The following is a 14,203-nucleotide window of genomic DNA, read 5'->3' as shown; positions in this document are numbered from 1 at the left end:
AACCTTTAAGTATTTATAACTCATAGTGAGTAAAGGGAACATAATGTCACACATTAATCACAATCCTTATATTATGGGACTTGATAAGAATGAAGCCAATTATTCTGTATTAAGTCCTTTGTCTTTTATTCAGCGCTCTGCCAGTGTGTACCCAAACCATCCGGCCGTTGTCCATCATGATACCCGTCGCACCTGGTCAGAAACCTATAAGCGTTCTATCAGGCTTGCCAGCGCACTGACAAAAAATGGTATCAAGAAAGGCGATACCGTTGCTTTTATGGCACCCAATATTCCAGAATTATTTGAAGCGCATTTTGGTGTTCCAATGGCAGGTGCCGTTCTGAATGCATTAAATACACGTCTTGATGCTGAGGCGCTTGCTTTCATTATTCAACACGGCGAAGCAAAAATGATTTTTGTTGATCGTGAGTTTTCTGAAGTCATTTCCCGTGCAGTAAAAATGGTGCAGCATAAGCCGGTAGTGATCGATATTGATGACTTGTACTATGAAGGCGGTGAGCTGATAGGCACAACTGACTATGAAGCTTTTATCGCACAAGGTGATGAAGACTTTAACTGGTCGTTACCCGAAGATGAATGGGATGCCATCACGCTGAATTATACATCAGGCACCACAGGTAACCCGAAAGGAGTGGTTTATCATCATCGCGGTGCACACCTGAATGCTGTCAGCAATCTGATTTCCTGGAACATGGGCTCCCACCCTTCGTACCTGTGGACACTGCCAATGTTTCATTGCAATGGATGGTGTTTTCCCTGGAGTATGGCTGCATGTGCGGGTGTGAATGTTTGTCTGCGTCATGTCCGGGCTGATGACATATATAATGCTATCCGCGACGAACGAGTGAATCATTTCTGTGGAGCGCCGATTGTTCTTAATATGCTCAACAATGCGGACGATCAGCTTAAGGCAGGCATCGATCATCAGGTGAAAGTGATGACTGCAGGTGCGCCACCTCCGGCATCGGTTATTCAAGGTATGGAAGAGATGGGCTTTTCCGTGACACATGTCTATGGCCTGACTGAAACATACGGGCCTTGTGTTGTGTGTGCATGGCATGATGAGTGGGACGAAAAAACCGTAGAAGAGAAGTCTCGTCTGAAATCCCGTCAAGGCGTTAAGGTGCCTATGCAAGAGGGCCTTATGGTTGCTGACCCTGAAACGATGGTGCCTGTTCCTCAAGACGGTAAAAGCATCGGCGAAATATTCATGCGCGGTAACCTTGTCATGAAAGGATACCTGAAAAATCCATCGACAACTGATGAAGCTTTCGAAGGTGGTTGGCTACACTCAGGTGATTTGGCGGTATGGCATGCTGATGGATATATTGATATCAAAGACCGCTCTAAAGATATCATCATCTCCGGCGGAGAGAATATCTCCAGTGTCGAGGTAGAAGATGTACTTTATCGCCACAGTTCTATCATGGAAGCCGCGGTTGTTGCTCAGCAGGATGAAAAGTGGGGCGAAGTGCCTTGTGCCTTTGTTAAAGTAAAAGACGGTGCAGAGGTTACCGCTGAGGAAGTGATGGAATTCTGCCGTGCCAACATGGCTCGCTTTAAAGCACCTAAAAAAGTAGTGTTTGGTGATCTGCCTAAAACGTCTACCGGCAAAATACAGAAGTTTCTGTTACGCGATCAGGCAAATGGAAAATAACACTGTGTAATCTATTCGTGTTGTAACTGTGATGTAACAACAAACGCCCCGAATTTCGGGGCGTTTTTATAATAAAAGAATGAATTATGCTGTTTCGCGACGATCTACCATGAAAGTAGCGCTTCCTGTCGCAACCAGTGTGTCGCCTACATGTACATCAGTTTTAGTAGTGACGCGACGGCGTTTTTCGTCTATCTCGGAAATCGTCAGTGTCGCTTTTGCCGTGTCGCCAATAAAAACGGGAGCACGAAACTTAATTTGCTGATCAATATAAATAGCGCCTGGCCCGGGTAGGCGTGTGCCGGCAACGGTCGAAATGAGTGCAGCACTGAACATGCCGTGCACAATACGCTTTTTAAACGGGGTTGTTTTAGCGTATTCGTCATTGATGTGAATCGGATTGTTATCACCTGAAATACCGGCAAACATATATACATCTGATTCTGAAATGGTTTTAGCATAAAAAGCACTCATGCCCACTTCAAGATCTTCCAGATAATAACCGTGAAGTTCCTGCATATTAATCTCCTATGATAAATTGGGTAACTCTAGACTATACATATAATCCAAAGTATTAGGGTAAATCCGTAGCGATCTAAAATTATATGATAGAATAAGTGAATTCCCTGATAGATGCGAGAGAGATGTATCTATCATTTGGTCTCCTAACCTGGCTACAGAGAGAAGATGACACATGGCTGATTATAAAGCGCCTGTAAAAGATATGCAGTTTGTACTGGAAAATATATCCCGCATGCCTCAACTGGCTGCAATGACTACCTTTGAAGATGCGACTCCCGATATGGTAAGCGCCATTCTGGAAGAAGCTGGTCGTGTGTCAGCTGCTGTTATTGCTCCCACGAATGTTACAGGAGATGAACAGGGTGTTCGTCTTGAAAATGGAACCGTTAAAATTCCGGACGGTTTTGCTGATGCATACAAGCAATATGCAGAAGGTGGGTGGGGGTCGTTACAATTTGATCCTGAATACGGTGGTCAGGGTTTACCTTATTCTTTATCTACATCCGTTATGGAAATGTGGCAATCCGCAAATATGTCGTGGGGTTTATGCCCATTGCTGAGCCAGGGGGCTGTAGAAGCACTTTATCTGAACGGTAGCGATCAATTAAAAAGTACCTATCTGCCGAATATGATCAGCGGAGAGTGGACGGGCACCATGAACCTGACTGAACCCGGTGCGGGTTCTGATCTGTCGGTTATTCGTAGCAAAGCCGTTCCCGAAGGCGATCACTATTTAGTAACCGGACAAAAAATATTCATCACATGGGGAGACCATGAGATGGCTGATAACATCATTCATCTGGTACTGGCTCGCCTGCCGGATGCGCCTGCAGGCGTGCGCGGTATTTCATTATTCCTGGTGCCTAAATTTCTGGTTAATGAGAGTGGTGAATTGGGTGAACGCAATGATGTTGCAGTGGCATCACTTGAGCATAAATTAGGTATCCATGCCAGCGCTACCTGTGTCATGGCTTTTGGTGAAAAAGCGGGCGCAGTGGGTTATCTGATTGGTGAAGAGGGTAAAGGTTTAGCCTGCATGTTCACCATGATGAACAATGCACGCTTAGCGGTAGGTTTACAGGGTGTTGCTATCTCTGAGCGCGCCTATCAGCAAGCTCTGTGGTATGCCGGTGACCGTACTCAGGGTAAAGCTGTCGGCTTTACAGAAGAAGGGCCGATTTTACGCCATGCAGATATTCGTCGCATGCTGATGACCATGAAAGCATTCACTGAGGCGGGGCGTGCACTGGCTTACGATGCGTGTGGAAGCCTGGATTTTGCACATGCTCATGAAGATAAGACACTGGCTGCACAAGAAAAAGCCCGTGCTGCTTATCTGACGCCGATTGTTAAAGGCTGGTGCACAGAAGTGGCTCAGGAAGTGACATCTCTGGGCGTGCAGATACATGGTGGTATGGGCTTTATTGAAGAGACGGGTGCTGCGCAGCATTTCCGTGATGCACGCATTCTGCCTATTTATGAAGGCACGAACAGCATTCAGGCTTTAGATCTTGTTGGCCGAAAAACACTGTCTGATCAGGGTGTCGCTGCACACGCCATCATGAAAGAGATAAGTGCTACTGTTGAACAGGCATCAGCATCGGCCCGGTTCAGTAGTGCTGCAAGAAAATTGCAGGCGGCGTTAGTCGTTGCACAAAATTCAACATCTCAGTTGTTAGCCCAGTCTACTGAAAATGCTTATTTTCCAGGTGCTGTGGCCTACAATTATATGATGATGATGGGCACACTGTGTGGCGGCTGGCAGTTACTACGTAGTGGGCTGGCTGCGGAAGGCAAGCAGGCCCAAGGTGAAAGCGATCCTTACCTGGAAGCAAAACAGTTAACTGCTTTATTCTACATGGATCAGATTTTACCGCGCTACCTGAGCTATGCTGCTGTAGTGGATACCGGCAGTGAGGCCATTATGGCCTTTACAGATGAGCACTTAGAGTCTGCGTTCAGTTAAGCGGAAGTTGGCTTAAGTGGCTTTTGTAAACACCCGCTCATGCGGGTGTTTTGCTATTCAATACCGCGAAAATCGGGTAAGGTGTCTGCCAGTATATTTCCGATCAATTGATAGAGATTATTGCTAGCCATGATCATTACACCAAAAATTCGTGGTTTTATTTGTACCACATCTCACCCTACCGGTTGTGCTCAAAATGTTCGCGAACAAATTGAGTATGTTAAACAGAAAGGCCCCATTGAGAATGGCCCTAAACGTGTCTTAGTCGTGGGATCTTCCAGCGGTTATGGTCTTTGTTCACGTATTGAAGCGGCCTTTGGTTCGGGGGCTTCTACCATTGGTGTTTTTTTCGAAAAGCCAGCGACTGAGAAAAAGACAGGTACTGCCGGTTGGTACAATGCCGCTGCATTTGAGCAGCAAGCTCGTGAAGCGGGCCTTTATGCTAAAAGCATTAATGGCGATGCCTTCTCTCATGAAGCTAAGCAAAAAGCGGTTGAGTTAATAAAAGCCGATTTGGGCCAGATTGATTTAGTGGTCTACTCGCTGGCATCACCGGTCCGTAAGATGCCTGACAGCGGAGAAGTGGTTCGTTCAGTGCTTAAACCTATTGGCCAGTCATACCATTCTACGGCGATTGATACGAATAAAGATGTGATCATCAATGCAGAAATAGAACCGGCTAATGAAGAAGAAATCGCTAACACCGTTACCGTTATGGGTGGCGAAGACTGGGAGCTGTGGATTCATGCCCTGAATGATGCCGGGGTACTCGCTGAAGGGTGTAAAACAGTTGCCTATAGCTATATCGGTACAGAGATCACCTGGCCTATCTATTGGGATGGTGCGCTGGGTAAAGCCAAGCAGGATCTGGACCGTGCTGCGGGAGAGCTAAACGCTCTGTTAGCTGTTAAAGGTGGCCAGGCTAATGTAGGTGTACTTAAGTCAGTTGTGACTCAGGCCAGTTCAGCCATTCCGGTGATGCCACTCTATTTATCCATGGTTTTCAAAATCATGAAAGAAAAGGGCCTTCATGAAGGCTGTATGGAGCAGATAGATCGTTTATTTCGCACCGGCTTATATGGTGACAGCGGTGCTATCGATGATGCAAACCGTTATCGTATGGATGACTGGGAGTTACGTGATGATGTACAGGATCACTGCAAAGATTTGTGGAAAGAGGTGACAACAGAGAATCTTTTTGAATTAACAGATTACGCTGCCTATAAAGTTGAATTTTTAAAATTGTTTGGCTTTACTCTTGAAAATGTTGATTATGACGCGGATGTTAATCCCATTGTCGATTTTGATGTTATTGATCTGTAAGCGATATTGATAATTCAAATAAACCCTGCTCAGTGCAGGGTTTTTATTGAATTTAACATTATTTCTTTATATTATTCATACTGAGTTTGTAAGAAAGGATTCATCAAGATGCTAAGGATAGTATGTATTATTCTTTTTTCATTTCTGGCCGTTAGCTGTAAAACGACACCGGTTAATACGACCCCGCACGCCAATAAGCATTCATACCCCGTGACTTCACTTAAGAACAGCTCCTGGAATGTCCCGTCGGTCGCCAGCCGTGGTTTAATGGACTATCCGAAACTGACATTCACATTTAAGGAAACCGAAATCAGCGGTTTTTCAGGATGTAATCGGTTCAGGGGGAGTTATACGGTTCTTGATTCGCGCCTTGAAATAGATGAGCTGATAACCACACGTAAACTTTGTTCAAAAGTGGTTATGTTTCAGGAATACTTATTATTAAATGAGCTGAAAAAGACACTCGTACTATCTATGACAGATAATAGGGTTATTCAGCTAACTAATAATACGGGCGAAGTTACAATCCTGAGTATGCAATAATTTCATCTTGATTTGTTTATAATAGCTAGGCGAATCGGACTGTTTCTGGAATAATAGCGGGTTAACCCAACAAGATTGCTATTACTCCATGATAAGAACAGCGCCAGACCTTTTCTCGCATACTCCCTATTGGGCCGAATGTTTCGGACCCGCCCCTTTTTTTCCGACGACTCGCCAGGAAATGGATCAACTGGGCTGGGATAGCTGTGATGTTATTTTAGTCACAGGCGACGCCTATGTAGACCACCCAAGTTTTGGCATGGCTGTTATGGGGCGCGTGCTTGAAGCGCAAGGCTTTCGTGTCGGTATTATTGCTCAGCCTGATTGGCGCTCGACAGAAGCTTTTGCTGAGTTGGGTAAGCCCAATCTGTACTTCGGCGTTACTGCCGGCAATATGGACTCGATGATCAATCGTTACACTGCCGACCTGCGCGTTCGACATGATGATGCTTATACACCGCATGGTGCTGAAGGAAAGCGGCCGGATCGTGCTGTTATCGTTTATACGCAACGCTGTCGGGAGTTATATAAAGATATTCCTGTTGTTATCGGGGGTATTGAGGCCAGTTTGCGACGTATTGCACAATATGATTATTGGAGCAATAAAGTCCGTCGCTCCGTACTGATCGATTCCGGCGCTGATATCTTACTTTACGGTAATGCCGAACGGGCCATCGTTGATTTAACTCACCGATTGGCTAAGGGCGAGCCGATAGAAGATATTAATGACCTGCGTGGCACCGTGATCGCACGTGACTTTGTTCCGGCGGGCTATACCGAAATCGACTCGACTCGTGTCGATTGGCCGGGGCATATAGATCAGTTCCAGAATCCATATGAATATATTGCTGAGCCGTCAAAATGCGCCTCAGACAAAGCAAAAAGTGACCCTCAGGAAGTGATGCCGTTACGCATTATTCCTGAGCCGCTGAAAGGTAAGCAGCGACTGGATGGTACGCAGACCTATATCCGTTTACCTTCGTTGGATAAAGTCAGTAAGGATCCGGTATTGTATGCACATGCATCCAGAATTCTGCATCTGGAATCGAATCCGCATAATGCAAAAGCGCTGGTGCAGCGTGATGGTAAGCGTGAGATTTGGGCGAACCCACCACCGATACCCTTAGAAACCTCTGAGATGGATGCCGTGTTCGGGCTTCCTTATCAACGTATTCCGCACCCTATGTACGGTAAAGCAAAGATTCCTGCCTATGACATGATTCGGTTTTCCGTCAATATCATGCGTGGCTGTTTTGGGGGCTGTACTTTCTGCTCCATTACTGAGCACGAAGGCCGCGTGATACAGAGCCGTTCGCAGGAGTCTGTGATTAAAGAGATCGAAGATATACGCGATAAAGTACCCGGGTTTACCGGTATGATCTCTGATTTAGGTGGTCCGACCTCCAACATGTATCACCTTAACTGTAATGATGCAGAGATTCAGGCTTCCTGCCGCAAGCTTTCCTGTGTTTATCCGGTGATCTGTAAAAACCTGAAAACAGACCACAGCGAAACCACTCAGCTGTATCGTAAAGCACGTGCAATTGAGGGTGTTCACACGGTTGCCATTGCCTCGGGCTTACGTTATGACCTGGCGGTTGAAGACCCTGAGTATGTTAAAGAGCTGGTGACACATCATGTCGGTGGCTATCTGAAGATTGCACCGGAGCATAGTGAAGAGGGTACGCTTTCGAAAATGATGAAGCCGGGCATGGGCACCTATGACCGCTTTAAGCAGATGTTCGAGAAATACTCAAAAGAAGCAGGCAAGAAGCAATATCTGATCCCTTATTTCATCGCCGCGCATCCGGGCTGCGAAGATGAAGATATGTTGAACCTTGCGTTATGGCTGAAAGAACATAAGTTCCGTGTTGATCAGGTACAGACTTTTTACCCGTCACCGATGGCGCTGGCAACAGCGATGTACCACTCTGGCAGAAACCCGCTTAAAAAAGTGAGTTATAAGAGCGAGAAGCTCTATATCCCTCGCGAACTTGAGGAGCGTCGTTCTCAAAAATCACTGCTGCGCTATCATGATGAAGATAATTGGCCGCGTTTGCGTGAAGTGTTAGAAAAAATGGGGCGTGGAGATCTGATCGGTAATGCCGAATGGCAACTGGTTCCTGCAGAAGTAAAAACGCACTATTCGCGCTCAGCTAGCACAAACAAAAATAGCCCGGCTACTAAAAAAGGCGCGGTAACAGCGAAACCTTCACTGGCGAACCGCCCAACCGCAGCAGCACGTAAAAAAGCGGCAGGGAAGAAGCCTGCCTCCAGGAAAAATCAGCAGCGCAGTGTTAAGCGCGGCTAGCCAGCGCTAGTAAAACAAGTGAAAAATCGAAGCAAAAAACAAACGTAAATAAGCGTTAAAAAAAAGACGGCCAGGGAGCCGTCTTTTTTCTTTATAGCAGATCCCGCGTAATCATCGGTTATTGAACGCTTGGGTTGAGTGATATTTCGCCCACGTCTTTAATGTAAATGTTCGGTGTAAATGTGCCTAAATCAAGTTTCGCATTCATTTCATATGCCACCATTTTGCGGTTTTGCTGCACTAATGATGCGATTAGCCGCACACTGTTAAGTAGATTCGCATTGGCGCTTAGTGTGATATCGCCAGCCCCGTAAGCAGCAATCTCGGGCATGTTATTTGATACCCCGTTAAGAATTTTCTGGTCATCAATCGTGACAGAGTAGGCAACGCCTCTTAAGGGTAAAGCGACACTGTTGGGATTGACTATATGCAGGCTGATCTCAAACTTAGGTGCGATCCCTTCGCTGGGTACAATCTTGACAGAGTTAACCGTCACGGTTGGATCTTCGAAGTCCAGGGGCTTTAACGTCGCGCACCCTTGAAGCAAAAGCATGAATGATATGACCAGGCTAGCGTAAAACGTGCGCATGAAAATTCTCCACTGAGAGGGCATTGTTATAACAATGATAAGGTTACTTTCGGGTACATTAACTTAACAACCCGACTTTATCTATTGTGATTTTTCGCGCTGCTTAATACGCTATCAGGCAAAGATCAGCAGACATGGCCCGAGTCGATATGCTGCAGGTTATAATCAGTTATAATAATCTAAAATCTGGGAAGAGAATCAAGATGCAGTCTTGTTACGATGTCGTCATTGTTGGCGGTGGTATGGTCGGTGGAACGCTTGCTTGCGCATTAGGAAATACATCACTTAAAGTAGCCGTAATCGAAACACAGCTTCCGGCTGCATTTGATCTGACGCAGGATCACGATCTGCGTGTATCAGCGTTGAGTATCGCTTCTGAAAATATTCTCAAATCAGTCGGCAGCTGGCAGGGGATTTTAGATAGACGATCATGTCCTTATCGACGTATGAAAGTCTGGGAAGCCAGTGAAGAGCATGCCGCCACGCTGTTTGATTCTGTAAAGCTGAAATATGACCACTTAGGCCATATAGTTGAAAACCGGGTTATCCAGTTAGCATTGATCGATCAGATGAAAGCGTTAGACAATGTTGATCTGATCACCCCGGCTAAAACCCGCAAGATTGATTATTCACCCGGATTCAGCATTGTTGAGTTGGATGATGGCCGCCAGATAGTCGCTCGTCTGCTGGTGGCTGCAGACGGCGGTGAATCACGCGTCCGGCAAGCCGTAGGTATTGGTATTCAAAAATGGGATTATGAGCAGCATGCGCTGGTTGCTTCGGTTATTACTGAAGACCCTCAGCAAGATATTACCTGGCAGCAATTCACACCCACAGGGCCTTTAGCTTTTCTGCCACTGAGCGGTCATCATGCCTCGTTAGTCTGGTACAACACGCCGGCTGAAGTGAAGCGCCTTATGCGCACCACGGATGAGCAATTCCTTGCTGAGCTAACCAGCCGCTTCCCGGCAGCACTCGGTAATATAGAAACCCTGTTAGGGCGAGCAAGCTTCCCACTGCGTCGTCAGCATGCTCAGCAATATGCAAAAGAGGGTGTTGTGTTGGTGGGTGATGCGGCGCATATGATTCACCCTCTGGCAGGCCAGGGAGTCAACATCGGTTTGCTGGATGCCGCTGCGTTAGCGCAGACACTGATGACTGCATTAGAAGAAGGCGCAGATATCTCCTCAATGGCAGTATTAAGCCATTATGAGAAACACAGACGTCGCCATAATTTTATCATGATGCAGGCGATGGACCTGTTTTATCGGGTATTTAGCAATGATCTGTTACCACTCAAAGTATTGCGCAACGTTGGCTTAGGTGTCGCCGGTAAAGCATCTCCACTGAAGCACAAAGTGATGGCCTTTGCGATGGGGTTGGAAGGTGACCTTCCCGAGATAGCCAAATAACCTGGCAGCGAGACCTTTTCACGATTACTCTTTTGTCTTCTTGTGGTGTTATAAACGTACTCAATCGGTCATTTGTAAAGATAAACTCCCTTTTTTCCGTGCGTTTTGCCTTGCCAATAAACACAATTTCGGCTCGTGCAATGCTCTCGAAGAATAAGCTGGATTGCAAGAAAAGGCCGCTTATTTGAAGCGGCCTTTTTATTAGCTATAAGTCATCGGACGGCAGCGTGATTATCTCTTAATTCACGATCTTCTGTTTAAGGAATTCAACAATACCTTCAGCTGCAACATCCTGTTTGTCAGCATCACGGCGACCTTTGTACTCGTATGCACCGGCTTCAATACCGCGCTCAGAAACCACTAAACGATGCGGTAAGCCCATCAGCTCCATATCGGCAAATTTCACACCAGGACGCTCTTTACGATCATCCATTAACACCTCGATACCGGCGGCTTTGAGGTCGGCATAAATTTGATCCGAGACTTCACGAACCTTTTCAGATTTGTCGTAATGCAGCGGAACCAACGCGATCTGGAAGGGCGCAAGACTGGATGGCCAGATGATGCCGTTATCATCGTAGTTCTGCTCGATAGCAGCCGCCACGACTCGTGTTATGCCGATGCCGTAGCAACCCATTTCAAGAATGGTTGCTTTACCGTTTTCATTCAGTACAGTGGCATTCATCGCTTCAGAGTATTTGGTACCCAGCTGGAATATATGCCCAACTTCAATGCCGCGTTTGATCTGTAATGTTCCCTGACCGCAAGGGCTGGGGTCGCCTTCTTTTACATTGCGTAAATCAGCAATAGCCGGTGTAGGCAGGTCGCGTTCCCAGTTAATATTGATGTAGTGTTTATCTTCAATATTGGCGCCAGCAGCAAAATCAGCCATGTTGGCTACACTGCGATCAATAATACAGGGAATAGTCAGGTTCAGGGGGCCTAATGATCCAGGGCCCGCACCCATCACTTTAAGTATCTCTTCTTCTGTCGCAAAACATAACGGTGAAGCAACGCCAGGTTGTTTTTCAGCCTTGATTTCATTCAGATCATGATCGCCACGAACCAGTAGCGCAACAAAGTCTGCTTCGCTCTCTGGTGAAGCGGCAACGACTAATGTTTTAACTGTTTTTTCAATCGGCAGATTGAACTGCTCAACAAGTGCTTTGATGGTTTTTGCATGGGGCGTATCAATCAGCGTCATTTCTGCAGTAGGCGCTGTTCTTTCACCTAAAGCGAGTGCTTCTGCCATTTCAACGTTGGCTGCAAAATCACTGTTATCTGAAAAAGCGATATCATCTTCACCCGATTCTGCCAGTACATGAAACTCATGTGAACCACTGCCGCCAATCGAACCGTTATCCGCAATAACCGGGCGAAAGTCGAGCCCCAAACGGTTGAAAACATTGGTGTAGGCCTGATACATAGTATCGTATGTGGCTTCCAGGCATTCGCGGGAGGCATGAAAAGAGTACGCATCTTTCATGATGAACTCGCGTGAGCGCATCACGCCAAAGCGTGGACGAATCTCATCACGGAATTTTGTCTGAATCTGGTAGAAATTGGCGGGTAACTGTTTGTAGCTTTTAATTTCGTTACGTACCACATCAGTGATCACTTCTTCATGTGTAGGGCCGACACAGAACTCCCGGTTGTGACGATCATGCAAGCGAAGCAGCTCAGGGCCGTATTGCTCCCAGCGTCCGGATTCCTGCCATAGTTCTGCCGGCTGGATCGCAGGCATCAGAACCTCCATTGCGCCTGCATTGTCCATCTCTTCTCTGACAATGCGTTCTACTTTACGAAGTGTGCGTAAACCCATGGGTAGCCAGGAATAGAGACCTGAAGCTTCTCTTCTGATCATACCGGCGCGTAGCATCAGCTGATGGCTGATGACTTCAGCATCAGAAGGAGTCTCTTTGAGCGTTGCGATAAGAAATTGGCTTGCGCGCATGGTATAGACCTTTACAAAGTTCACGTGAAAATTGGATCATTTTATGGATATGTGTCGTTAGGGACAAGTCAGAGCAGCATTTATCGTCACTATAATTAACTAATTACACATTTTTTAAAGAATATTCCTGAAAAAATAAGAAAATATAGATAATTTATAGTAATGATTGCCAAATAGCTGTTTTAAAGATCAGGTTCAGTATTGGCGTACGGTTTTTGTGGCCGGATATGCTGGTTAAGAAACCCCGTTGGCAGGTTGTTTATACGCACCGATGTAGGTAATCTTTGCGACATTAAGTTAACTCCCTCAAGGATTTGATTTCTTAAGATTTGATTGTAATTATCTGATCATATTGGACTTTTATGAAAAATATTTTATTCGTTCTGTTGCTTGTTACACAATCTCCCTGGGCTCTTGCCGGTATTACAACGATCTTTAAAGACGAGAATGGTAAAACCAACTGGCAAATACTCGCTAACTGGAGCAGCGGTACACTAATCATTCTGCTATCTATTGTGGCGGTTAATCTGTTTTTTGCCCGACGTCGTGCTAATAAAGCCAATCTTGAGCTCACTGCAATTCGTAAAGATCTTGAGCAGCGGGTTAAAGATCGTACCGCGACACTGGATGAGGCGAACCGACAACTAACCCAGAGTAACCACTTATTAGAAGAAGAGGTGTCGCAACATATCATTACCAGTGAGCACTTACGCTCTTCTGAGTCTTATATTAAAGATATTTTAGCCTCCATGCCGCTGATGCTCGTCAGTCTGGATAAGGGCGGTAAGGTAACACAATGGAATAAGCAGGTTGAAGAAGCCTCGGGAATCCCAGCTTCGCAGGCCTTGGGCAAAACACTCTGGGAAGCTTACCCTACTGTGTCAATTACACCGGAACAGATCCAGCAGGTGATTAAGAAAAATGAACCTATACACCTGAAACAAAGTTTGCGAAGCATGGCGCATTTCGATATTACGATCTATCCGTTGCAAGGTCAGACAGAAGCGGGCGTTGTCATTCTTGTTGACGATATCAGCAAACAGACCGCGGCAGAAAACATGCTGATTCATAATGATAAAATGTCATTTATGGGAGAGCTTGCGTCCACGATGGCACATGATATCAATGTACCGCTGCAAGCTATTTTAATGGATCTGAAAAGCTTCCAGCATACACTGGCTGACCAGGCGAACACACAAACAGCGGCTGACGATAAGAAAGCCAGGCAACTGAATACCATTCTTCATGATATGTCCAGCAAAGGCGATCAGGTCTCAACGATCATCGGTAATTTGCTCGCATTTGCGCGCAGTCGACATGAGAAAAAGCAGTTAGCTGATATTGTTGATGTGATGGAAAATGCTATCATTCTCGCCAACGATGTGGTCTCAGTTTCAGCTAAGCTTCCCTTTAGCAAGGTCACTCTGGTACGAAGTTTTGAAAAGAATTTGCCGCTAACCCCTTGTTATATTACGGAGCTTCAACAAGTATTTATTAGTCTTTTCCGCCATGCCTGTCATGCCCTTGAGCTTAAAATGGCGGCCGCTTCGACCGATCCCGGATTTAAGCCGACGATTAAAATCATCCTGGCTGAATGCTATGACAGTCTCTGGATAAAAATTCAGCACAACGGCGTAGGGCTGAATAACGAAGAGCAGATGTGCTTGTTTGAGCCGTTCTTCAGTAATAAAGCACCCGGAACTGATTTTGATGCAGGGCAGCGCCTCTCTTTCTCGCATTACATTGTTACCGAACAGCATAAGGGGCATATGGCTGTCACTTCTGATGTGAACGTTGGCTCAACTGTTCACATACAATTACCTATTATTGAATAACGGATAGAGCTAACGAAGACTCTGGATTTTTTTAAAATGTTTCGCTTTAGCGCGTTATAGAAGCAGGTGA

General features: G+C 46.0%; 10 protein-coding genes. 7 read left to right on the top strand and 3 right to left on the bottom strand.

Annotation, left to right across the window (positions count from 1 at the left end):
* The first annotated feature begins 43 nt into the window (after positions 1 to 43).
* Positions 44 to 1,678 (top strand): acyl-CoA synthetase, encoded by a 1,635-nt coding sequence (locus ABY436_RS04405; protein WP_372737812.1) that lies wholly within the window; start codon positions 44 to 46, stop codon positions 1,676 to 1,678.
* 84 nt (positions 1,679 to 1,762) lie between these two features.
* On the opposite strand, the gene ABY436_RS04400 is transcribed toward ABY436_RS04405, so the two are convergent.
* A complete protein-coding gene (locus ABY436_RS04400) occupies positions 1,763 to 2,197 on the bottom strand; it encodes a MaoC family dehydratase (protein ID WP_372737811.1) in 435 nt (144 codons plus the stop codon).
* 175 nt (positions 2,198 to 2,372) lie between these two features.
* Between ABY436_RS04400 and ABY436_RS04395 the strand changes: the two genes are divergently transcribed.
* The 4 genes from ABY436_RS04395 to ABY436_RS04380 all read left to right on the top strand — a co-directional run bounded on the left by ABY436_RS04395 (position 2,373) and on the right by ABY436_RS04380 (position 8,343).
* Positions 2,373 to 4,166, top strand: a complete 1,794-nt coding sequence (locus ABY436_RS04395) for an acyl-CoA dehydrogenase (RefSeq protein ID WP_372737810.1) — start codon at positions 2,373 to 2,375, stop codon at positions 4,164 to 4,166.
* 129 nt (positions 4,167 to 4,295) lie between these two features.
* Positions 4,296 to 5,489: an enoyl-ACP reductase FabV gene (gene fabV / locus ABY436_RS04390; protein ID WP_372737809.1), complete on the top strand. Its 1,194-nt coding sequence runs from the start codon at positions 4,296 to 4,298 to the stop codon at positions 5,487 to 5,489.
* Between the two features lie 108 nt (positions 5,490 to 5,597).
* Positions 5,598 to 6,032 carry an META domain-containing protein gene (locus ABY436_RS04385; RefSeq protein ID WP_372737808.1) on the top strand — a complete coding sequence of 145 codons (435 nt, stop codon included), beginning with the start codon at positions 5,598 to 5,600 and terminating at the stop codon, positions 6,030 to 6,032.
* Positions 6,033 to 6,120: 88 nt separating this feature from the next.
* Complete coding sequence (locus ABY436_RS04380; RefSeq protein WP_372737807.1) at positions 6,121 to 8,343, top strand: YgiQ family radical SAM protein; 2,223 nt, start codon at positions 6,121 to 6,123, stop codon at positions 8,341 to 8,343.
* A gap of 118 nt (positions 8,344 to 8,461) precedes the next feature.
* Here ABY436_RS04380 and ABY436_RS04375 read toward each other — a convergent pair whose 3' ends face one another.
* Positions 8,462 to 8,932 (bottom strand): LEA type 2 family protein, encoded by a 471-nt coding sequence (locus tag ABY436_RS04375; protein ID WP_372737806.1) that lies wholly within the window; start codon positions 8,930 to 8,932, stop codon positions 8,462 to 8,464.
* 203 nt (positions 8,933 to 9,135) lie between these two features.
* On the opposite strand from ABY436_RS04375, the gene ABY436_RS04370 reads away from it, so the two are divergent.
* On the top strand, positions 9,136 to 10,344 hold the full coding sequence (locus tag ABY436_RS04370; protein WP_372737805.1) for a UbiH/UbiF/VisC/COQ6 family ubiquinone biosynthesis hydroxylase: 1,209 nt from the start codon (positions 9,136 to 9,138) through the stop codon (positions 10,342 to 10,344).
* 238 nt (positions 10,345 to 10,582) lie between these two features.
* On the opposite strand, the gene ABY436_RS04365 is transcribed toward ABY436_RS04370, so the two are convergent.
* The gene (locus ABY436_RS04365; protein ID WP_372737804.1) at positions 10,583 to 12,298 is read right to left on the bottom strand and encodes a proline--tRNA ligase; all 1,716 of its coding nucleotides are present in this window, start codon (positions 12,296 to 12,298) and stop codon (positions 10,583 to 10,585) included.
* A 362-nt stretch (positions 12,299 to 12,660) separates the two neighbouring features.
* Here ABY436_RS04365 and ABY436_RS04360 point away from each other — a divergent pair, with 362 nt between their 5' ends.
* The gene (locus tag ABY436_RS04360; RefSeq protein ID WP_372737803.1) at positions 12,661 to 14,133 is read left to right on the top strand and encodes a nitrogen regulation protein NR(II); all 1,473 of its coding nucleotides are present in this window, start codon (positions 12,661 to 12,663) and stop codon (positions 14,131 to 14,133) included.
* Positions 14,134 to 14,203: the final 70 nt, after the last annotated feature.

Origin of the sequence: Neptunomonas sp., from assembly GCF_041601355.1 — a bacterium.
In the GTDB taxonomy this organism is placed as follows: Bacteria; Pseudomonadota; Gammaproteobacteria; order Pseudomonadales; family Balneatricaceae; genus Neptunomonas.
Note: the sequence above shows the minus strand (reverse complement) of the source record. Positions and strands in the feature narration are given on the sequence as shown.

Bases quoted from the DNA above. Each gene is read 5' to 3' on its own strand.
- ABY436_RS04405 (WP_372737812.1), top strand. From the start codon at position 44: ATGTCACACATTAATCACAATCCTTATATTATGGGACTTGATAAGAAT.
- ABY436_RS04400 (WP_372737811.1), bottom strand. From the start codon at position 2,197: ATGCAGGAACTTCACGGTTATTATCTGGAAGATCTTGAAGTGGGCATG.
- ABY436_RS04395 (WP_372737810.1), top strand. From the start codon at position 2,373: ATGGCTGATTATAAAGCGCCTGTAAAAGATATGCAGTTTGTACTGGAA.
- fabV (WP_372737809.1), top strand. From the start codon at position 4,296: ATGATCATTACACCAAAAATTCGTGGTTTTATTTGTACCACATCTCAC.
- ABY436_RS04385 (WP_372737808.1), top strand. From the start codon at position 5,598: ATGCTAAGGATAGTATGTATTATTCTTTTTTCATTTCTGGCCGTTAGC.
- ABY436_RS04380 (WP_372737807.1), top strand. From the start codon at position 6,121: ATGATAAGAACAGCGCCAGACCTTTTCTCGCATACTCCCTATTGGGCC.
- ABY436_RS04375 (WP_372737806.1), bottom strand. From the start codon at position 8,932: ATGCGCACGTTTTACGCTAGCCTGGTCATATCATTCATGCTTTTGCTT.
- ABY436_RS04370 (WP_372737805.1), top strand. From the start codon at position 9,136: ATGCAGTCTTGTTACGATGTCGTCATTGTTGGCGGTGGTATGGTCGGT.
- ABY436_RS04365 (WP_372737804.1), bottom strand. From the start codon at position 12,298: ATGCGCGCAAGCCAATTTCTTATCGCAACGCTCAAAGAGACTCCTTCT.
- ABY436_RS04360 (WP_372737803.1), top strand. From the start codon at position 12,661: ATGAAAAATATTTTATTCGTTCTGTTGCTTGTTACACAATCTCCCTGG.